Annotated in this window: 12 protein-coding genes and 3 pseudogenes; 13 read left to right on the top strand and 2 right to left on the bottom strand. The window is 44.5% G+C overall.

Going from position 1 to position 21,287, the window contains the following annotated elements; translation table 11 throughout:
* Window positions 1–40: 40 nt before the first annotated feature.
* Window positions 41–1,210: a phosphatidylinositol-4-phosphate 5-kinase gene (locus KTR07_RS06830; protein ID WP_008765612.1), complete on the top strand. Its 1,170-nt coding sequence runs from the start codon at window positions 41–43 to the stop codon at window positions 1,208–1,210.
* Window positions 1,211–1,298: 88 nt separating this feature from the next.
* Here the strand turns inward: KTR07_RS06830 and KTR07_RS06825 are convergent, their stop codons facing one another.
* Window positions 1,299–2,237 carry a ribose-phosphate pyrophosphokinase gene (locus KTR07_RS06825; protein ID WP_008761422.1) on the bottom strand — a complete coding sequence of 313 codons (939 nt, stop codon included), beginning with the start codon at window positions 2,235–2,237 and terminating at the stop codon, window positions 1,299–1,301.
* A gap of 306 nt (window positions 2,238–2,543) precedes the next feature.
* Between KTR07_RS06825 and KTR07_RS06820 the strand changes: the two genes are divergently transcribed.
* The 10 genes from KTR07_RS06820 to KTR07_RS06775 all read left to right on the top strand — a co-directional run bounded on the left by KTR07_RS06820 (window position 2,544) and on the right by KTR07_RS06775 (window position 20,498).
* Entirely contained in the window at window positions 2,544–6,791 is a 4,248-nt protein-coding gene (locus KTR07_RS06820) for a DUF5113 domain-containing protein (protein ID WP_055229713.1), read from the top strand.
* 35 nt (window positions 6,792–6,826) lie between these two features.
* Window positions 6,827–7,555 carry a DUF5932 domain-containing protein gene (locus KTR07_RS06815; RefSeq protein ID WP_008761423.1) on the top strand — a complete coding sequence of 243 codons (729 nt, stop codon included), beginning with the start codon at window positions 6,827–6,829 and terminating at the stop codon, window positions 7,553–7,555.
* Window positions 7,545–8,999 (top strand): AbgT family transporter, encoded by a 1,455-nt coding sequence (locus KTR07_RS06810; RefSeq protein ID WP_008765615.1) that lies wholly within the window; start codon window positions 7,545–7,547, stop codon window positions 8,997–8,999. Before KTR07_RS06815 ends, KTR07_RS06810 begins: the two co-directional genes overlap by 11 nt.
* Window positions 9,000–9,092: 93 nt before the next feature.
* Window positions 9,093–9,680 (top strand): RNA polymerase sigma-70 factor, encoded by a 588-nt coding sequence (locus KTR07_RS06805; protein WP_008761425.1) that lies wholly within the window; start codon window positions 9,093–9,095, stop codon window positions 9,678–9,680.
* A 77-nt stretch (window positions 9,681–9,757) separates the two neighbouring features.
* Window positions 9,758–10,783 carry a FecR domain-containing protein gene (locus KTR07_RS06800; RefSeq protein ID WP_008761426.1) on the top strand — a complete coding sequence of 342 codons (1,026 nt, stop codon included), beginning with the start codon at window positions 9,758–9,760 and terminating at the stop codon, window positions 10,781–10,783.
* 125 nt (window positions 10,784–10,908) lie between these two features.
* Window positions 10,909–14,295, top strand: a complete 3,387-nt coding sequence (locus KTR07_RS06795) for a TonB-dependent receptor (protein WP_055229710.1) — start codon at window positions 10,909–10,911, stop codon at window positions 14,293–14,295.
* A 29-nt stretch (window positions 14,296–14,324) separates the two neighbouring features.
* The gene (locus KTR07_RS06790) at window positions 14,325–16,130 is read left to right on the top strand and encodes a RagB/SusD family nutrient uptake outer membrane protein (protein WP_008765618.1); all 1,806 of its coding nucleotides are present in this window, start codon (window positions 14,325–14,327) and stop codon (window positions 16,128–16,130) included.
* Between the two features lie 73 nt (window positions 16,131–16,203).
* Window positions 16,204–17,652: a sulfatase gene (locus KTR07_RS06785; protein ID WP_008765619.1), complete on the top strand. Its 1,449-nt coding sequence runs from the start codon at window positions 16,204–16,206 to the stop codon at window positions 17,650–17,652.
* Window positions 17,653–17,668: 16 nt separating this feature from the next.
* A complete protein-coding gene (locus KTR07_RS06780; protein WP_371317754.1) occupies window positions 17,669–19,702 on the top strand; it encodes a glycoside hydrolase family 2 TIM barrel-domain containing protein in 2,034 nt (677 codons plus the stop codon).
* Window positions 19,703–19,925: 223 nt separating this feature from the next.
* Window positions 19,926–20,498: a GNAT family N-acetyltransferase gene (locus KTR07_RS06775; RefSeq protein ID WP_008765622.1), complete on the top strand. Its 573-nt coding sequence runs from the start codon at window positions 19,926–19,928 to the stop codon at window positions 20,496–20,498.
* Between the two features lie 131 nt (window positions 20,499–20,629).
* On the opposite strand, the pseudogene KTR07_RS06770 reads toward KTR07_RS06775, so the two are convergent.
* Window positions 20,630–20,845 (bottom strand): annotated as a pseudogene (locus KTR07_RS06770) (hypothetical protein); the annotation flags it as partial.
* A gap of 48 nt (window positions 20,846–20,893) precedes the next feature.
* On the opposite strand from KTR07_RS06770, the pseudogene KTR07_RS28725 reads away from it, so the two are divergent.
* Window positions 20,894–20,992: pseudogene (locus tag KTR07_RS28725) on the top strand (AAA family ATPase); the annotation flags it as partial.
* A 64-nt stretch (window positions 20,993–21,056) separates the two neighbouring features.
* A pseudogene (locus tag KTR07_RS28390) lies at window positions 21,057–21,269 on the top strand (AAA family ATPase); the annotation flags it as partial.
* Between the last annotated feature and the right edge of the window lie 18 nt (window positions 21,270–21,287).

Genomic DNA, 21,287 nt, shown 5'->3' with positions numbered 1-21,287 from the left:
TTGTCCAAACTGTAATTTTAATGAGTAACGAGTAAAACTAATGAGGAAATATCTATATACTACACTTTTTTTGACTCTTCTTGCACAGGGAGGAGTGATGGCACAAGATAACAATACCAGCAAAGGTGGGTTCTTCGGAAAGTTGAAAGACACATTCTCTACAGAAATAAAAATCGGAAATTATACTTTCAAAGATGGTAGCGTCTATACAGGAGAGATGAAAGGACGCAAACCGAACGGAAAAGGGAAAACGGTCTTTAAAAATGGGGATGTCTACGAAGGGGAATATATCAAAGGAAAACGTGAAGGCTACGGAATCTATTCTTTTCCGGATGGAGAGAAGTACGAAGGTCAGTGGTTCCAGGATCAGCAACACGGAAAAGGAATCTATTATTTTATGAATAATAACCGTTATGACGGAATGTGGTTCCAGGATTATCAGCATGGTGCCGGAACGATGTATTATCATAATGGCGACTTATACGTGGGCAACTGGGCGAACGACAAGCGTGAAGGCGAAGGTACTTATACGTGGGCGAATGGTGCTAAATACAGCGGTCACTGGAAGAATGACAAGAAGAACGGCAAAGGCACCATGAACTGGGACGACGGCTGCAAGTACGACGGTGACTGGAAAGATGATGTACGTCATGGAAAAGGCGTATTCGAATATACTAACGGAGATAAGTACGATGGTGACTGGGCAGATGACATCCAGCACGGAAAAGGTACTTATTTTTTCCATACGGGAGATCGCTACGAAGGTTCTTATCTTTTGGGAGAACGTACCGGAGAAGGCGTTTACTATCATGCCAATGGAGATAAATATGTAGGAAACTTCAAAGACGGTATGCAGGATGGAAAAGGTACCTTCACGTGGGCAAACGGTGCTGTGTATGAAGGTGACTGGAAAAACAATAAACGCGAAGGCAAAGGTATCTATAAATGGAGTAACGGGGATGTTTACGAAGGAGACTGGAAGAATAATCGTCCTCACGGTCAGGGCTCTCTGAAAACCGTTGCCGGTATGCAATATAAAGGTGGTTTCGTAGACGGACTGGAAGACGGACAAGGCGTTCAGATCGACAAAGACGGTAACCGCTTCGAAGGCTTCTTCAAACAAGGAAAGAAAGATGGCCCTTTTGTGGAAACAGATAAAGACGGAAAGGTGATCAAAAAAGGAACCTATAAAATGGGAAGACTTCTTTAAAAGAAAGAATTATAGATAAATAAGAAAGCCGGCTAAATTCAAGTTTAGCCGGCTTTCTTTATCTTATCCTTTACTCATCATTCTTCATTTAGATGATATATTGTGAACTGATGGACTCGTTATTCATTACCCGCTTGATTGTTTCTGCAAACATATCAGCGATGCTCAGTTGTTTCACTTTCGCGCATTTCTTAGCGTAAGGGATACTGTCTGTAAATACCATTTCAGTCAATCCGGATTCCTGCACACGGAAAGAAGCAGGGTCAGACATTACACAGTGGCTGGCAATAGCGCGTACGGATTTGGCTCCGGCTTCCATCATGATATTGGCAGCTTTGGTGATGGTGCCTGCTGTATCTACGATGTCATCGATCAATACTACGTTTTTGTCTTTCACATCACCGATGATTTGCATGGAAGCTACTTCATTGGCTTTTTCACGTGACTTGTTGCAGAGTACCAAAGGTACACCAAGGTATTTGGAGAAAGTGCTGGCGCGTTTTGAACCACCTACGTCCGGTGTAGCAATCACCAGGTCTTCCAGTTTCAATGACTGGATATAGGGGAGGAATACGGCTGATGCATACAGGTGATCTACGGGGATATTGAAGAATCCCTGAATCTGGTCTGCATGCAAATCCATGGTAATCAGTCGGTCGATACCTGCTACTGAAAGCAGGTCGGCTACCAATTTAGCTCCGATAGATACACGAGGTTTGTCTTTTCTGTCCTGACGTGCCCATCCGAAATAGGGGATAACAGCTACGACGCTCTTTGCAGATGCACGTTTGGCGGCGTCGATCATCAGGAGAAGTTCCATTAAGTTGTCTGAGTTAGGGAAAGTAGACTGCACAAGGAATACATGTGCGCCACGAATTGATTCTTCGTAAGAAACGGCAAACTCACCATCTGCAAAGTGGGTGATGTTCATGTTTCCCAGAGGACAATTGAGACTTGCGCAGATTTTCTCTGCAAGATATCTCGAGTTAGTTCCCGAGAATACCATAAAGGGTGCTTTTTCGCTCATTTTGTAATAGATGTTACCTATTTGTTAATTTGCCTGCAAAGGTAGGAATTTCTCTTATTATTTAGAAAGACTTATTGTAGAAAAAATAATTTTCTCTCCAACTTATCGGAAATATTTGTAGATTTGCAAGTAAGAACGAAGAACTGAGAATGAAGAATGAAGAATTATGGACGAAAAACAGAAAATGAAGAGCGAAGAATGAAAGATAGTTATCGCCTGTCTTTTTATTCTCCATTTTCCATTTTCCATTCTCCATTATATATAATAGGAGTATTGTTGCTTTCCTCCCTTTTTTCGTGTACCGACATGGTGCCCACAAAAGAAGTGAGGCTTATCGACTCGCTGAATGGAAAAGCGTATGCTTATCGTTACCGTAATCTGGACTCTTCCTACAAATACGCCTATAAAGCATATCGGCAAGTAAACCTGTATAAGTCGGGGAAAGCGGAAGCTTCCAATAATCTGGGGTTCTGTGCTTTCATGAATATGGATTTCGACCGTGCCGAGGCGTATCATAAAGAGGTATACAAACTGACTAAAAATGAGCTTGAGCTGTTGATTGCAGACATCGGACTGATGAAAATCTGCCAGCGGACAGCGCTCAACAAAGAATTTTATGATTACCGGAACAGTGCCCTCCGACGGATGAAGCGTATCCGTGAAGAGAGCGACCTCTTTGCCGACCGTCACGAAGCGCTTCGGCTGGATTACGCATTTACCGAATTTTTTCTCGTTTCCTCCATTTACTATTACTATCTCCAGCAACGGCAGGAAGCGATAACCTCTATCGATAATATTCAGGAAGACGAAGCGTTGAGCGATACCAATCAGCTTCTTTATTATCATTATCTCAAAGGATCGGCTTCTTTGGTCGCAGCGAATACTCCGGAAGAACGGAAACTCCGCGAGTTTGACGAACTTTATTTCACTTGGCGGACAGCCGTGAAGAGCAAGCATCCGTATTTTGAGGGGAATGGAATGCAGGGACTTGCCAATCTGATGGCATCCCCGTCTAATTTTGAGTTTTTCAAGACAAGGCGTACACATGCGTTGGATCAGTTTGATTTTCCGGTAGATTCTTTGTTCCCTTTGCGTTTGGCCCAACTGGCACTGGAGAAATTTCGCGAATATAATGACTTGTATCAGATTGCCGGAGCTTATGTATCTATCGGCAAATACCTGAATGCGCATGGACGTTATCAGGAAGCTTTGGATACATTATCAAAAGCATTGAACTGCGTAAACCATCATCACATGCTTTATTATCATAATGAAGTGGATACGCTTGATAAATTATATACGTTTGCCGAGGGAGATACTACTTATACCGGAGTTCCATGGATTGGACAGGAGAAGGTGAAGACCGTTCCCGAATGGATCTCACGGATAAGGGAGCAGTTAAGCGTTTCATATGCCGGGCTGGGGATGAAGGATGCTTCTGATTATAACCGGAATATCTATCTGGATATTTTGAACTTTACCCGTCAGGATAAGGAGTTGGAAAGCCGTTATTTGTCTTTGGAAGCAGGTTCGCGACAGATGACGGTCGTTCTTTTTCTGGTTATTGTCGGCTTGGTACTGGTGATTATCCTTTGGTGGTTCTTCAACAAACGTTCCAAAATCAGGAATCAGGTGGATGTGGAGCGTCTGCAACGGATTCTCTCTCTTTGTCGGGATATCACTTCTTCCATACCGATGAACGTACCTCTGATTCAGCAAGGCATTGACCAGTTGTTCGGGAAAGGACGTCTGACGCTGGAAATTCCGGAAGAAGGAAAAGCTGCACTGGTACCTTCTTCCCATCGACTGAACCGGGACGAGAAGGCATTGGTGCATGTAGTGGAACCTTATATCGTATGGGCTGCTGAAAATGAACAAATGGTGGCTACGTTGAGCGACGAGCGAAATCAGCTGGAGAAACAGCGGTATATCTACGAGCAGCATATTGCAGGAAACAAATGTCAGAATCTGATAAAGAAGGCTTGTATGGCCATCGTCAACGGGATTAATCCTTATATCGACCGGATTCTGAACGAAGTACATAAGTTGACGGAAAAAGGATATATTGATGACACCAAGATAAAGAAAGAGAAGTACCAGTACATTGATGAACTGGTGACTACCATCAACGAATATAATGATATTCTGGCACTTTGGATCAAGATGAAGCAAGGTACGCTTAGTCTGAACATCGAGACATTCAGTCTGAATGAATTGTTTGATTTGCTGGGAAAAGGACGGCGTGCTTTTGAAATGAAAAAGCAAAAGCTGGAAATCGAACCGACCACCCTGATGGTAAAGGCCGATCGTGCATTGACCTTGTTTATGATTAATACACTGGCTGAAAATGCCCGTAAGTATACGCCTGAGGGGGGAACGGTTAAAGTATATGCGCATGCTACCGATGCGTATGTGGAAATCTCCGTAGAAGATAATGGGAGAGGACTTTCAGCAGAAGATATCGCGCATATCATTGGTGAAAAGGTATATGATTCGCGTGCTATCGGCATGAAAGACGCGGCAGATCCGGAAGAACTGAAAGAGAATAAGGGAAGCGGTTTTGGCTTGATGAACTGCAAGGGAATCATAGAGAAATATAAGAAAACGAATGAACTGTTCCGAGTATGCGTATTCGATATAGAAAGCGAACCGGGAAAGGGAAGCCGTTTTTATTTCCGCTTGCCTTCAGGAGTACGTAAAGTGATTGGCGTGTTGCTCTGCCTGTTGCTTCCGTTGGGAATGGCTTCTTGTCTGCATGAACCCCTTCCGTCGATATTGCAGGATAGTGACTCCATTGCGATTACTACAGATTCTACTTATGAAGATCTGCTTGATGCAGCCTCTGATTATGCCAATGCCGCTTATTTTGCCAATGTGGATGAGAACTACGAAATAGCATTGCAGTATATAGATTCGGCAATGATGTCGCTGAATGAGCATTATAAGAAATATACGCGTACCCCGAAGCCGCATCGATACATGAAACTGGTGGGAAAAGGAACCCCTGCCGAACTGTTTTGGTGGAATGAACTTTTTGATTCAGACTATCATGTGATTTTGGATATCAGAAATGAAGCGGCGGTAGCATTCCTTGCTTTGAAACAAATTGATGCCTACAGTTATAATAATTCTGCTTTTACAGATTTATATAAGGTACAGGGAGAAGACCAGACTTTGGAAGGGTATTGCAGGCAGTTGGAACGATCCAACACGAATAAGACGGTTGGTATCATCCTCTGTTTCGTCTTGCTGATCGTTTCTCTGATCGGCTATTATCTCTTGTATATGAGGAAGATGTTGCAGAACCGTCTGAACCTGGAACAGGTGCTTGAGATAAATCAGAAAGTTTTTGCCGCCTCTTTGGTCAGACCTCAGACTCAGGAGAACGAGGAAGCGCTTCAGAGAGAGGAAAATACACTTAAAGAGATTCCGCAGCGCATCGTGAATGAGGCTTTTGGCTCAGTAAATGAGTTGCTGACAATCAGCCTGATGGGCATTGCAGTTTATAACGAAACCACGCATCGGCTGGAATATGCTTCCTGTCCCGGACAGGAAATGCCGGAAATGGTGCAGCAATGTTTTGAAACAGGGGAATATCTCTCAGAACAGAATTTGCAGGCGATTCCGTTGATGGTGGAAGCCGGAGGTGAGCATCAATGTGTAGGTGTGCTTTATCTGGAACGGAGGGAAGGAACGCAACAGGAAACGGATCATCTTCTTTTTGAGCTGGTAGCACGTTATGTATCGATTGTGGTGTTCAATGCAGTGGTAAAGCTTGCTACGCAATACCGGGATATCGAGTCGGCACACGAGGAAACACGCCGTGCTTCGTGGGAAGACAGTATGCTTCATGTGCAGAACATGGTGCTTGATAACTGCCTTTCGACGATTAAACATGAGACAATTTATTATCCAAACAAGATTAAACAGATTATTGGTCGGTTGAATACGCAGAACCTTCCGGAAAAGGATGAACGGGAAGCTGTGGAAACGATTACAGAACTGATAGAATATTATAAAGGGATCTTTACGATTCTGAGTTCATGCGCTGCTCGACAGCTGGAGGAGGTTACTTTCCGCCGGAATACGATTCCGGTACAGGAGCTTTTTGATGCTGCTGGAAAATACTTCAGGAAGGTCACGAAAAATCGGACGGAAAAGGTAGAACTAATCATAGAACCGATGGACGCCAAAGTGATCGGTGACGTGAATCAGTTGCGTTTCCTGTTTGAGAATCTGATTGATGAAGCATTGGCGGTTCGTGAAGAAGGAGTGATACGCTTGCAGGCTCGTAAGGATAACGAATATATCCGTTTCCTTTTTACGGATACCAGACGCGAGAAGAGTGTGACGGAGCTGAACCAGTTGTTCTATCCGAACCTGGCTCGTATGACTTCCGGCGAAAAAGGGGAGTTGAGGGGAACGGAATATCTGATATGCAAGCAGATTATTCGTGACCATGATGAATTTGCGGGGCGCAGAGGATGCCGTATCAATGCCGAACCGGCAGAAGGGGGGGGATTTACGGTTTACTTCACCATCCCGCGCAGATAAGAAAGAAGACACATAAAAGTTATTAGATAAATAAAATGGAAGAACAGAAGTTTAAAGTTATTATTGTAGAGGACGTAAAACTGGAATTGAAAGGCACAGAAGAAATTTTCCGTCATGAGATACCCAACGCAGAAGTGATCGGCACGGCAATGACAGAAAGCGAGTTCTGGCCGCTGATGGAGGCACAGCTTCCCGATCTGGTTTTGCTGGATTTGGGACTGGGAGGTTCTACGACGATTGGCGTTGATATCTGCCGGAATATTTTCAAACGTTACAAGGGGGTTCGTGTATTGATCTTTACGGGGGAAATACTGAATGAAAAACTGTGGGTGGATGTGCTGAATGCAGGAGCGGACGGCATTATTCTTAAAACAGGAGAATTACTGACCAAGACAGATGTACAAGCTGTGATGGACGGCAAGAAGCTGGTATTCAACTATCCGATTCTGGAGAAGATCGTAGACCGTTTCAAGAAGTCGGTAGCGAATGATGCCAAGCGTCAGGAAGCGGTAATCAACTATGATATTGATGAATATGACGAGCGTTTTCTTCGCCATCTGGCATTAGGCTACACCAAAGATATGATTGCCAATCTGAAAGGAATGCCATTCGGCGTGAAATCACTGGAGAAACGACAGAATGACCTGATCGGACGTCTCTTCCCGAATGGAGAACGGGTGGGAGTGAACGCGACCCGTCTGGCTGTCCGTGCATTGGAATTACGCATTATCGATCTGGATAATCTGGAAGCTGATGAAGAGTAAATGGCGTATGCCGCATCCCGCTACGATGTTTCTGCTGCTGACAATGGCGGTGGTCTTTCTTTCGTGGATATGTGATATCTACGGACTGAAAGTAACGCTGCCGCAATCAGGGGAGGATATTCGGGTGCAAAGCCTGCTGAGTCCTGAGGGAATCCGCTGGTGGTTGCGGAATGCTATCAAGAACTTTACCGGTTTTGCTCCGCTGGGCATGGTGATTATCGCCATGTTCGGACTGGGGGTGGCCCAACATTCCGGATTTATCGATGCGTGCATCCGTCTGGGAGTGGGAAACCGGAAAGAGAAAAGAAAAGTTATCCTGTGGGTGATTGTCCTCGGATTGCTGTCGAACGTCATTGGGGACGGCGGTTATATTATTCTGCTTCCCATTGCCGCCATGCTGTTTCAGTGGGTGGGACTTCATCCGATAGCGGGGATTGTGACGGCTTACGTTTCCGTGGCCTGCGGATATAGTGCCAATATCGTACTGAGTACGATGGACCCGCTCTTGGCGCATACCACTCAGGAAGCCGCGCTCACACTGATGGGATATCAGGGAAACACGGAGCCGCTGTGCAACTACTTCTTTATGAGCGCTTCGACAGTGGTGATTACAGGGATCGTTTATTGGGTGACTCAGAAATGGCTTCTCCCGAACTTAGGAAAATATGAGGGAAGTGTGAAAGTCGAAGCCTACCGCCCTTTGTCACGGAAAGAACGTCGTGCGTTGATGGTGGCTGTCACAGTGGCAGGGATATACGTTGCCCTTATTTTGTGGCTTACTTTCTCTTCCTATGGTATCCTGCGTGGCGTTAACGGAGGTTTGATGCACTCGCCCTTCATTGCCGGTATCCTGTTTCTGCTATCTTTGGGCGCAGGCTTTACGGGGATGGCTTATGGGTTCAGTTCCGGTCGTTATCGCAGCGATAATGATGTGATTGAAGGACTTACCCAGCCGATCAAACTGCTGGGTGTGTATTTCGTTATTGCTTTCTTTGCTGCCCAGATGTTTGCCTGTTTCGAGTATTCTCATCTGGACAAGTGTCTTGCGATTATGGGAGCGGACCTGCTTTCTTCTTTTGAGCCGGCTCCTTTGTCCGCACTCATCTTGTTTATCCTGTTTACGGCATTTATCAATCTGATTATGGTATCCGCCACTTCCAAATGGGCGTTTATGTCTTTCATCTTCATCCCGATGTTTGCGCAGATGGGGATTTCGCCGGACGTCACGCAGTGTGCTTTTCGTATCGGAGACAGTTCGACGAATGCCATTACTCCTTTCTTATTCTATATGCCGCTGGTGTTGACGTATATGCGGCAATATGACAAACAGATCACATACGGATCGTTGCTGAAATATACATGGAGGTACTCCTTGTGCATTCTGGCAGCATGGACATTGCTGTTTATCGTATGGTATCTGTTGAAGATACCGATGGGGTTATAATTCACGATTCAAAGTTCCGGTTTTAATAACCGGAATTTTGAGTTTCTGAATTAATCGCTATATTTGCACCCGTCCCTTAAAGAAAAAGAACGAATGAATTTACCAGAAGTCTCTGAAAAACTAATCGAACAACTGAATCACGGTAGCACCAAAGCATTTGATAAAATTTATCATACGTACTATTTATACCTGTGTGCGATAGCTGTTTACTATGTACATGACAAGAGAGTCGCCGGTGAAATAGTCAATGATGTCTTCGTCTCTTTCTGGCAGAATCGCCACCATATCACTTATCCTGCCCTTCCGTATCTTCGTCGGGCTATACAGAATGCAAGTATCAGTTATTTGCGGTCTTCCGCTTTTAATGAGCGCATAATGACCGAACAGATGGAGGAAATATGGGCTTTTCTAGAAAATCATATTCTTTCTTCCGACAATCCATTGCAGGCATTGGAAAGCAGTGAAATGAACGAGATCATTCTGCGGAAAGTAGAGGAACTCCCTGCCAAATGCCGTGCTGTTTTTAAGGCGAGCCTGTATGAAGGCAAATCGTACAGCGAAATTGCGGAAGAGCAGAATATTAATGTCGCCACCGTCAGGGTGCAGATGAAAATTGCGCTGACTAAATTGCGCGAATCCCTTGGTACTCCCTATATGATAGCTATTTTGATGTTTCTTTAAAAAAAATCGGTTTTCTTTTAAACGTTTCTTTTTTTATTGCGTATCTAGTTATATACACCATAGAAAAAGAACGGTTTATGATAGAATATTACGATAAAGAAGAACTGGAATTACAGATTAGTAATTATTTGTCGGGCAATAGTACCGATGAAGAAAAAGAAACGTTGCTTGCCTTTCTGGCTTCCAATGAAGCAGCTGCCCGGACTTTCCGGGAAATGTCTGCCGTATGGGCACTTTCTTCCGTACCGTCGTTTGCAGAAATAGAAAACTCCAATTTAGTGCGGATAAAGGAGAGAATGACTGCTCCTGCCTCTTCGAAGCCTGTCCGGAAACTGATACCTGTCTGGCTGAAAGTGGCTGCCGCCGTTATTCTGCTGATCGGCTGCAACTATTTCTGGTATACGTATACGGAAAATCTGACGGAAGTATATACCAACGCCGATTCTCCTTACGAAATCAAGGTTCCTGCCGGATCAAGAACGAATATCGTTCTTCCTGACGGGACGGAGGTTTCTCTGAATGCAGGTTCTGTATTGCGCTATCACCGTGGGTTTGGTATCCGCGAACGTAATGTGACGTTGGATGGCGAAGGATACTTTAAAGTTGCGAAAAATGCAGAGGTTCCCTTCTTCGTGAAGACGAACGATGTGCAGGTGCAGGTAGTCGGCACGGTATTCAATGTCCGTGCTTATGATGACGATAATTATGTGATGGTGTCTCTGCTGGAAGGCAGGGTGAATTTATCAGCGTCTGCTAATTCTGTGATGAAATTATTCCCGAATGAGCAGGCACTGTATAACAAGAACACCGGACGAATGGAAAAGCTGAAGACCAATGCAAGTAAAGCCTGCGATTGGCTGGATGGCGGGTTGACCTTCGAGAATGCTTCATTCGCTGATATTGCCCATCGTCTGGAACGTAAATTCCAGGTGAAGATCAGCATAGAAAGCGAACGTCTGAAGGCCGAACACTTCTCCGGTTCTTTCGACAGCAATCAGAATATTTATGATATATTACACGAAATCAACGTTGAGAAACAATACACGTGGAAAGTCAGTGGTGACACCATCTTTATTACCGATAAAAGAAAGGGGGTAAGATAAAAGGAAGGAGAAAGAAAATGGACACAGCCGATAGATATACCGGCAGTCCGCAGCTACGATAAATAACTATATGTTAACCTTTAATAGTGATAAAAATGAGATTGATAATAAGAAAAACATTATTGATGTTTCTGCTTTTGTCCCTAAGTAATGTCCTGACAGGTTTTCAACTTTCAGCGCAGGAACAAAACAAGAAGTTCAGTGTCAAAGCAGATAACGTTACTTTGAAAGAAGCCATTGAAGTAGTCAGGAAGCAAGGAAATTATTCTTTTCTGATTCGCAATAACGACATTGACCTGAATAAGAAAGTCTCTGTGAACGTGGACAAGGGTACAATTAATGACGTGATGGCCCAACTGCTGACCGGTACGGGGATCAGTTATGAAGTGAACGGAAACCGGGTGGTCATATTCCATGCCGCAGTGCCTGAAAAGGAACAGGGAAAAGCGTTTGTCCTGAAAGGCAAAGTGACCGATCCTTCGGGTGAAGGAGTGATTGGTGCCAATGTGAAAGTGCTGAATTCTACGGAAGGTACGATTACGGATATGGATGGAAACTTTTCTCTGTCGGTGACTCCGAATGCACGATTATCCGTGTCTTATATCGGATATGCTACGCAGGAAGTCGTTGTCAAAAATCAGACTCCTTTGCACATTGCTCTGAAAGAAGACAGCCGTCTGATTGACGAAGTGGTGGTAGTAGGCTACGGTGTACAGAAGAAAGCGAATCTGACTGGTGCGGTAAGCAGCGTGAAGATGGATGAAGTATTGGGAGACCGTCCGGTAGTGTCGGTCAGCGATGCCTTGAAAGGCGCGATGCCCGGTTTGCAGATTACGGGTAACTCCGGTAGACCAGGAGAGGAAATGAGTTTCAATATCCGTGGTGTCAACAGTCTGGATAAGAATGGCAAACCGTTGGTTCTGGTGGATAACGTAGAAATGGATATCAATATGCTCGATCCGAATGATATTGAATCAGTAACGGTCTTGAAAGATGCTGCTTCTTCGGCTATCTACGGGGCACGTGCCGCATTTGGCGTCATTCTGATTACGACAAAGAAAGGATCGGATTCAACCAGGCTTTCTATTAATTATTCTAACAATTTCTCATTTAGCAGACCTGCCAATATGCCTCGTAAGGCAACACCGCTTCAGACGGTGCAGGCTTATAAAGACATGGGAACCATCAACTATCAGAGTGGACAGAATGTGGATACGTGGCTGGATTTATTGAAAGAATACAATGCCAATCCTTCGGCTTATCCCGATGGGTATGCAATGGTGGACGGATTGCGCTATAGTCTGGCAGAAACCAATCTGTTTGATGATATGATGGAGACCGGTTTCCAGCAGACGCACAATCTTTCTGTAGGTGGCGGCACGAAAGATATATCTTATCGTTTCTCTTTCGGTATGGTCGATGAGAATGGAGTGCTGGCCTCGGACAAGGATGCGTATAAACGTTACAATGTGTCTTCTTATATCCGTTCGGACGTATTCTCATGGATTACTCCGGAACTGGATATCAAATACACGAACTCGAAATCAGAATTGCCGGAGACTTCGGGAGGATATGGAATCTGGGGAGCAGCCGTTGCCTTCCCGTCTTATTTCCCTACCGGAACAATGAATATCGACGGAGAAGAACTACCGATTAATACTCCCCGGAATCTGATTAATCTTGCTTATCCGACGACTATCCAGAAAAACAATATCCGTATCTTCGGAAAGGTGACGATTACTCCTTTGAAGAACGTCAAACTGGTGGGTGAATATACATACAACCATCTGAGTAATGAAAAGACCAAGTTTGAAAAGAAGTTCTATTATGCCCACGGAGGTAACTTTGTGAAAGAGACTTCGACGGCAAACTCTAAGTATGAAAACTCCAACGGCATTACCGATTATAATGCCCTGAACTTCTACGGAAACTACAATAACACATGGGGCAAGCATGAAGTCACCGTGATGGGAGGTTTCAATCAGGAGAGCAGTGACTATCGCTATGCGGAAATGTCGCGTATGAACATGATTAACGAAGACCTTCCTTCTATATCGCAGGCTACAGGAGATTATTTCGCTAAAGATAAATTCGAACGCTATACAGTAAGAGGATTATTCTATCGTATCAACTACTCCTTTGCCGGCAAATATCTGATTGAAACGAACGGACGCTATGACGGCTCTTCCAAATTTCCGAAAGACAGTCGCTTCGGTTTCTTTCCTTCTGTCTCTGCCGGATGGCGTGTGAGCGAAGAAGCGTTTATGAAACCGTTGACATCCGTATTGTCTAACTTAAAATTGCGTGCTTCGTGGGGTAATATCGGCAATCAGAGTATCACTCCATACGCTTATATTCCGGGTATGGATGCCGAGCAGGCTTACTGGACCGTTTCGGGTATCAAGGTAACTACCCTTAAACCTGCCGCATTGGTCAGTAACAGTTTTACCTGGGAGAAAGTGACGACTGTCGATGTCGGTTTTGATCTGGGTTTATTGAACAACAGGCTGAATCTTGTATTCGACTGGTATCGTCGTGATACGAAAGGTATGCTCGCTCCGGGAGCGGAATTACCGGCTGTGCTGGGTGCAAGTGCTCCTTTGCAGAATACTGCCGATCTTCGTTCCAAAGGATGGGAGATCACTGTAGACTGGAATGATCAGATCGGAAAAGTGAAATACAATCTGGGCTTCAACCTTTATGATGCTAAAACCAAGATTACCAAGTATAATAACGAGACAGGTCTCTTCGGCAAGGATAAGAACGATAAAGATACTTACCGTGTAGGTATGGAACTGGGTGAAATCTGGGGGTATGTTACAGACCGCCTGTATACTGTTGATGATTTCGATGCCGATGGCAAGCTGAAAGCAGGCATTCCAAAAGTGGAAGGCTATAATCCGAATCCGGGTGATATCCTGTATAAAGACCTGGATGACAACGATATTATCAACGGAGGCACAAGTACCACGAAAGATCCGGGCGACCGTAAGATCATCGGTAATAGTACCCGTCGTTATCAGTATGGCATCCACGGTGGTGCAAACTGGAAGGGGGTCTCTTTATCTTTCCTGTTGCAAGGAGTAGGCAAACGTGATTTGTGGATTATGAATGACTTGTTCTATCCTCACTATGATGCATGGACGACGGTATATGACACACAACTGAATTACTGGACGCCGGAGCGCACAGACAGCTATTTCCCCCGTCTGTATGAGAAAGCTGCCGGAAATACTGCTGCCAATACACGTATTCAGACCCGTTATCTGCAGGATGGTTCCTACCTGAGTATCCGGAACATCACCTTATCTTATAATTTCCCGTCCAAGTGGATGACTAAGATCGGTGTCAATAATCTGGCTGTCTTCTTTAGCGGTGAGAATCTTTATACATTCGATCATTTGCCGAAAGGACTCGATCCGGAACGTTCGGTAACGGATGACTTGGGACAACGTGGTTTTACCTATCCGTATATGCGGCAGTATTCGTTTGGTATCAACCTTTCATTCTGATTGTTTCACTATTTAAAAGAGTAATTATTATGAAGAAATATATACTGGGTACGGGCATTAGTCTCTGTTTGCTGATGTCGTCTTGTTTGAATGACTCTTTTCTGGAAGTTTATCCGAAAGGACAACAGACGGAAGCGACAGTCTTTACTACCTATGATAACTTTAAAACGTATGCATGGGGATTATATAATGTATTCTTCGGATATACGTATGATACGGGACAGACGGACGAAATATTCCGGGGAGATTTTGAGTCGGACAATATGATCAAGGGTTTGTCCGGATATGAAGGGCAGTGGGCATACCAGAAGGCGAAGGCGACAGATGAAGCCAAGGAATGGGATTACGACTATATCCGCCGGGTAAATCTGATGCTGGACAATATCGACGGTTCGCAGATGAATGATACGGAGAAGGAGCACTGGCGTAGTGTCGGCTATTTCTTCCGTTCATATAAATACTTTCAGATGCTTTCCCGCTTTGGAGATATCCCCTGGGTGGAGAATGCGTTGAAAGAAGACAGTCCGGAGCTGTACGGCAAACGGGATAACCGCGATCTGGTGGCTTCGAATATCCTGTCCAATTTGAAATATGCGGAGACACATATCGGTGCGGACGATGGCAAAAACACCATTGGTATATCTGTGGTGCAGGCACTTATTTCCCGTTTTGCCTTGTTCGAGGGTACTTGGCGGAAATATCATGGATTGTCTGATGCCGAGACTTACTTGAAAGAATGTGTACGTGCGTCGGAAGAAGTCTTGAAGGTTTATCCGAATGTACATCCACAGTATGATGAGCTTTTCAATTCGGAGTCTTTGGATGGGGTGACGGGCATTATCTTGTATAAAGCCTATGAAACCGGTCAGTTGATGCATGGCCTGACACGCATGGTGCGTACTGGTGAATCTTATATTGAGGCGACAAAGGATGCGGTAGACAGTTATCTGTGTACGGATGGTCGTCCGGTAAGTACTACCACCAGTCGGTATGGCGGTGATAAGGAGATTTATGGACAGTTCCGCGACCGTGATTACCGGTTGTATCTGACGATATGTCCTCCCTATATGGTAAAGAAAGAAAATGGTCCGAGCACGGCTGACTGGAAATATACGGATGATGCGCAGGACAGAGAGTTTATAGATCTTCTTGCTACGATCTCCGGTGAGACTTATCATCGTTTGCCGTCTTCCAACTTCAAAGGATTTACGGTGCAGGGACAGCCGCACTTCAAGAATCAGAATTGGGGACAGGGCTGGAATGCTTCTCAAATGGGATTCTGGGTATGGAAGTATTATAATACGCATACCGTAGCTACCAATGCCAACGGAGTGAATACAACGGATGCGCCTTTGTTCCGTGTAGGAGAGGTGATGGTGAATTATGCCGAAGCCATGTGCGAATTAGGTAAGTTTGATCAGACGGCTGCCGATAAATCCATTAATAAACTTCGTGCACGTGGACATGTAGCGAAAATGACGGTCGAAGACATTACAGATGATTTTGATACGGCCCGTGATCCTTCCGTTCCTGCTCTTCTGTGGGAGGTACGCAGGGAGAGACGTGTGGAACTGATGGGGGAAGGATTCCGTCTGGATGACCTCCGCAGATGGAAAAAAGGAGACTATGTCAATAAACGCCCGTTGGGAGTATATGTGACGGGAGCTTCGGCTAAAAATCTGAAAGTGACCGGCGGACCGAGTAATGACGAAGGGTATGTTTACTTCTTTGACGCTCCGCTCGGATGGCAGGAACATTATTACCTGTATCCGCTGCCTCTGAAGCAACTGGCATTGAATACGAATCTGGAACAGAATCCGGTATGGACTAAATAATTTTTTGAGTAAAAACAGAGGCAAGACCTGTAATATTTTGTATATTGCAGGTCTTGAAAATTTAAACTATAAAATGAAGAACGCTATTTCGGTAAAATATACCCTTCTTTGCGGGACAGCTTGCTGTATGGCCTCTGCTGTGCAGGCGCAGCGCAATGTCTCCGATGTTTCCAGAATGAATGTTCTTTTTCTGATGGCTGACGATATGCGTCCCGAACTGGGTTGTTACGGAGTGGAGGCGGTCAAGACTCCGAATATGGATCGTCTGGCATCGAGCGGAGTCTTGTTTCAGAACGCATATTGCAATGTTCCGGTGAGTGGCGCTTCCCGTGCCAGCCTCTTGACAGGCGTATATCCTCACTATCCCGATCGTTTTGTGAATTTCTCGGCTTATGCCAGCAAGGATTGTCCGGAGGCGATACCTCTTTCCGGATGGTTTACAAAGAATGGTTATCATACGGTTTCGGATGGCAAAGTTTTTCACCACATGAGCGATCATGCTGCATCGTGGAGCGAACCTCCCTACCGGAATCATCCGGATGGATACGATGTCTATTGGGCGGAATATAATAAATGGGAACTTTGGATGAACTCAGAATCAGGCAAGACGATCAATCCCAAGACTATGCGCGGACCGTTTTGCGAGTCAGCGGATGTTCCGGATACGGCATACGATGACGGAAAACTGGCGGAACGTGCCATTCGCGACCTGCGGCGTATGAAAGAAATGAACAAGCCGTTTTTCCTGGCTTGCGGATTTTGGAAACCTCATTTGCCGTTTAATGCCCCGAAGAAATATTGGGATTTGTATAAGCGGGAAGAGATACCTTTGGCTCCCAACCGTTTCAGACCGGAAGGCTTGCCGGAACAAGTCCGTAATTCGAGTGAGATATATGCTTATGCACGGGTGTCTGATACAAGTGATGCTGATTTTCAGCGGGAAGTGAAGCATGGATATTATGCTTGCCTGAGCTATGTGGATGCACAAATCGGAAAAGTGCTGGACGCTCTGGATGAGTTAGGCCTGGCGGAGAATACGATTGTGGTACTGTTGGGAGATCACGGCTGGAATCTGGGCGAACATGATTTTGTGGGTAAACATAATCTGATGGACCGTTCTACTCATGTGCCGTTGATTATCCGTGTGCCCGGAAGGAAAAAAGGAAAGACCCGGTCGATGGTTGAGTTTGTAGATTTGTATCCTACTTTGTGCGAGTTATGTCAGATACCACAACCAGCAGAACAGTTGGATGGACAGAGCTTTGCAAAAGTTTTCAGCAATCTGAAGGCTAAGACGAAGGATGAAGTCTATATTCAGTGGGAAGGGGGAGACAATGCGGTTGATCAACGTTTTAGTTATGCCGAATGGATGAAAGGGGACGTGAAGAAAGCAAGTATGCTGTTCGATCATCGGATAGATAAAGAAGAAAACAAAAATAGAGTCAATGAGAAAAAATATAAGAGTAAAGTTGAATCACTCTCTTCTTTTATCAAAGTGAAGAAATCATCATTAAAGAAATAATATGAGAACACCAATTATGTCATGCTGCCGCTTGATGGCAGCTGTTTTATTCCTGTTTTGCAGTATGCCGCTCTTTGCTCAGCGGCAGGATATTTTATTAAACGACAACTGGAAGTTCCGGTTCTCGCATCAGGTGCAGAAAGGGTCGGAAATAAGAGTAGATCTGCCCCATACCTGGAATGCGCAGGATGCTTTGTCCGGAAAGATCGACTATAAACGGGGAATCGGTAATTATGAAAAGAAGCTGTTTATTCGTCCCGAATGGCAAGGCAAGCGTCTTTTCCTTCGCTTCGAAGGCGTGAACAGTATAGCAGATGTATTTATCAATCGCCGTCATATCGGCGAACATCGTGGAGGATACGGAGCTTTTGTCTTTGAAATAACCGGAGAGGTGAATTATGGAAAAGAGAACTCTATATTAGTGCGGGTGAATAATGGAGAACAACTGGACGTGATGCCTTTGGTAGGTGACTTTAATTTTTATGGCGGTATTTACAGGGATGTGCATCTGCTGATCACTGATGAGGCTTGTATTTCTCCTTTGAATTATGCTTCTCCGGGAGTTCGTCTGATACAGGATAGTGTCAGTCATCAATATGCGAAAGTAAGGGCGGTCGTTGATTTGGCAAATGGCAATAATGCCGGTCAGGAAGTAGAACTGGGTGTCCGTTTGCTGGATGGTCAGAAAGTGGTGGCGCAACAGAAACAGACACTTACTCTTGCCGGGAATGCAGCTTTGCAGCAGGAACTTACATTTGAGATAAATAATCCTCATCTGTGGAATGGTCGTCAGGACCCGTTCCTTTATCAGGCGGAGGTATCCTTGTCGAGAGGAGGGCAGTTGGTAGATTGTGTGACGCAGCCTTTAGGACTTCGTTATTATCGGATTGATCCGGATAAGGGATTCTTTTTGAATGGCAAGCATCTGCCTCTTCACGGTGTTTGCCGGCATCAGGACAGGAGTGAGGTGGGTAATGCTTTACGTCCTCAGCATCATGAAGAAGATGTAGCCCTGATGCTGGAAATGGGAGTGAATGCGGTTCGGCTGGCACATTATCCGCAAGCTACCTATTTCTATGATCTGATGGATAAGAATGGGATTATTGTCTGGGCAGAAATACCTTTTATCGGTCCCGGAGGATATGATGATAAAGGATTTGTTAATCTGCCTTCTTTCCGTGCCAATGGGAAAGAACAGCTGAAGGAGCTGATCCGCCAACATTTTAATCATCCTTCCATCTGTGTATGGGGGCTGTTCAATGAACTGCTTGAATTCGGTGATAATCCGGTGGAATATATCAAGGAATTAAATGAGCTGGCGCATCAGGAAGATACTACCCGCCCTACCACTTCGGCAAGTAATCAAATGGGTGACTTGAATTTCATAACGGATGCCATTGCATGGAATCGGTACGACGGATGGTATGGAGGCACCCCGGCCGATTTAGGACGCTGGCTGGACGGTATGCATAGAGATCATCCGGAAATTCGTATTGCCATTAGTGAGTATGGTGCCGGTGCCAGCATTTATCATCAGCAGGATTCGTTGGTAAAATCCGTGCCAAACAGTTGGTGGCATCCGGAGAACTGGCAGACCTATTATCATATAGAGAACTGGAAAGCGATTTCTGCCCGTCCTTATATATGGGGTAGCTTTGTATGGAATATGTTTGATTTCGGTGCGGCTCACCGTACGGAAGGTGATCGTCCGGGAATTAATGATAAGGGGCTGGTTACCTTTGACCGGAAAGTACGTAAAGACGCGTTCTACTTTTATAAGGCTAACTGGAACAAGGAAGAACCTGTGCTTTATCTGGCCGGAAAACGTAACACCGTACGTTCCCGACGTCTGCAAACGATTACTGCATTCACTAATCAGCCCGGGGCGGAACTGTTTGTCAATGGAAAAAGCTATGGTAAGGCAATGCCGGATCAGTATGCTATTTTGGAATGGAAAAATGTGGAGTTGCAGCCGGGAGAGAATGAAATAAAAGTAGTTTCTATCAATAAAAAAGTAAAATTGATGGATAGTTTTCGCTGCAAACTATAGCATAATGCAATAGAAAGCATTACCTTTGCGGTCTATGTGTAAAGCTAAGAAGGAGTCCGTGAAGTAAATAACCTTTGGCAGTCTGTCAAGGTTATCCCTTAATTCATACTCTGGCATATTCTTGCCAGAGTTATTTTCATATTCTATATAATAAGTATAATCGCATGTCTATAAGACGGATAATAACTATCTGCAAGATATACATGCTCAAAAAAACAATGAAATGATAAATTCAATTAATATACAAATTAGAGAGACCAATACAGATGATTTCGACAGCATAATGACTGTTGAAAAACAAGCGTTTGGCTATGACAAAGAAGCACAGTTGGTAGCCGACCTGCTGGCTGACAAAACCGCAGAACCAATGGTTTCGTTGCTCGCTTTCTACAAAGGTGAGGCTGTCGGACACATTCTCTTCACCAGAGCCTATTTTGATGGTCAGGGAGCACTACAGATGATGCACATTCTTGCACCTTTAGCTGTCAAGCCGGAATATCAACGGCAGGGTATAGGCGGAATGCTGATACGGGCAGGCATAGAGAGGTTACAGGAAAAAGGTTCGTGCCTTGTGTTTGTATTGGGGCATAAAGAATATTATCCAGAATATGGTTTTATACCGGATGCAGCCAGGCTGGGTTATCCTGCTCCTTACCCGATACTGGAACAGTTCTCGGATTATTGGATGGTTCAGGCAATCAGTCCGAAGGGATTTGATGTGGATAAAGGAAAGATCAGGTGTTCGGATGAGTTGAACAAACCTGAACATTGGAGAGATGATGAATCGGACAGATAGTTCTCTGGTAGTAGTTTATTAAAATAGAGGAAATATATAAAGATTTAGGTAGCTTTATTAGTGCAGCCTAAATATAAGACTTATTTTTATGTGGGGCTGTCCAAAATCGGACAGCCCCTTTTTTAGATGTATTAGTATTTTCTATTATCTTTCATCGCCTTCCTCCACCTCTTAAAAGCCCTCATCAGGCTATCTTCCTTCACTGTACCTTCCATATTATAATGTTCCACAAAAAGCTCTATTGAGCGTTTGAACATGATTCCGTTTTTGAATTTATTCTCCAGCAGAAATTCATAGAGTTCCGCTCTCATTTCCACTTCGATTTCCTTTTCTATGGTTAATGCGGCGGATATAGGTGGATGAAGAGATATGCAATAAGCATTGATTGATGAACTATATTAAAATCGAAAGTTATATATGGAGATGAGAAAAAAGATCGTAGTCCGGAGGAACGATTCAGCTATATTATTCGTTGTGCCAATGAGCAGTCTGGTTGCGGAGTAGTGGTATTGGTGGATGAATACGATAAACCTCTGTTGCAGGCTTTGGGTAATTTTATTTATAGAATATCGGGTGGATGCCAACAATCCGCTTCCATTGATTTATCAGAGAGGTTAGCTGATTATCAAGGACTATGACAAAGAATTTCAACTTTATCGTTTGGCTTTCCCTAATGAAGAGGTTCGTTATGGTTTCCTTAATTTTTGGGTTCCTTATTACACACCGGTCAATGAAGATGAGAATTTCTATATAGGCAAATTCGTTCAGGAATAGCGTGTCGGAAAGGTA

The sequence above is a fragment of the Bacteroides sp. MSK.20.82 genome (assembly GCF_019052485.1).
Lineage (GTDB): Bacteria > Bacteroidota > Bacteroidia > Bacteroidales > Bacteroidaceae > Bacteroides > Bacteroides thetaiotaomicron.
The sequence above is the reverse complement of the archived record's forward strand: the minus strand, read 5'-3'. Positions and strand labels throughout refer to the sequence as shown.

Coding starts and splice junctions, on each gene's coding strand:
- KTR07_RS06805 (WP_008761425.1), top strand. CDS start 9,093: ATGAATTTACCAGAAGTCTCTGAAAAACTAATCGAACAACTGAATCAC.
- KTR07_RS06795 (WP_055229710.1), top strand. CDS start 10,909: ATGTTTCTGCTTTTGTCCCTAAGTAATGTCCTGACAGGTTTTCAACTT.
- KTR07_RS06780 (WP_371317754.1), top strand. CDS start 17,669: ATGTCATGCTGCCGCTTGATGGCAGCTGTTTTATTCCTGTTTTGCAGT.
- KTR07_RS06785 (WP_008765619.1), top strand. CDS start 16,204: ATGAAGAACGCTATTTCGGTAAAATATACCCTTCTTTGCGGGACAGCT.
- KTR07_RS06830 (WP_008765612.1), top strand. CDS start 41: ATGAGGAAATATCTATATACTACACTTTTTTTGACTCTTCTTGCACAG.
- KTR07_RS06810 (WP_008765615.1), top strand. CDS start 7,545: ATGAAGAGTAAATGGCGTATGCCGCATCCCGCTACGATGTTTCTGCTG.
- KTR07_RS06790 (WP_008765618.1), top strand. CDS start 14,325: ATGAAGAAATATATACTGGGTACGGGCATTAGTCTCTGTTTGCTGATG.
- KTR07_RS06800 (WP_008761426.1), top strand. CDS start 9,758: ATGATAGAATATTACGATAAAGAAGAACTGGAATTACAGATTAGTAAT.
- KTR07_RS06825 (WP_008761422.1), bottom strand. CDS start 2,237: ATGAGCGAAAAAGCACCCTTTATGGTATTCTCGGGAACTAACTCGAGA.
- KTR07_RS06775 (WP_008765622.1), top strand. CDS start 19,926: ATGATAAATTCAATTAATATACAAATTAGAGAGACCAATACAGATGAT.
- KTR07_RS06820 (WP_055229713.1), top strand. CDS start 2,544: ATGGTGCCCACAAAAGAAGTGAGGCTTATCGACTCGCTGAATGGAAAA.
- KTR07_RS06815 (WP_008761423.1), top strand. CDS start 6,827: ATGGAAGAACAGAAGTTTAAAGTTATTATTGTAGAGGACGTAAAACTG.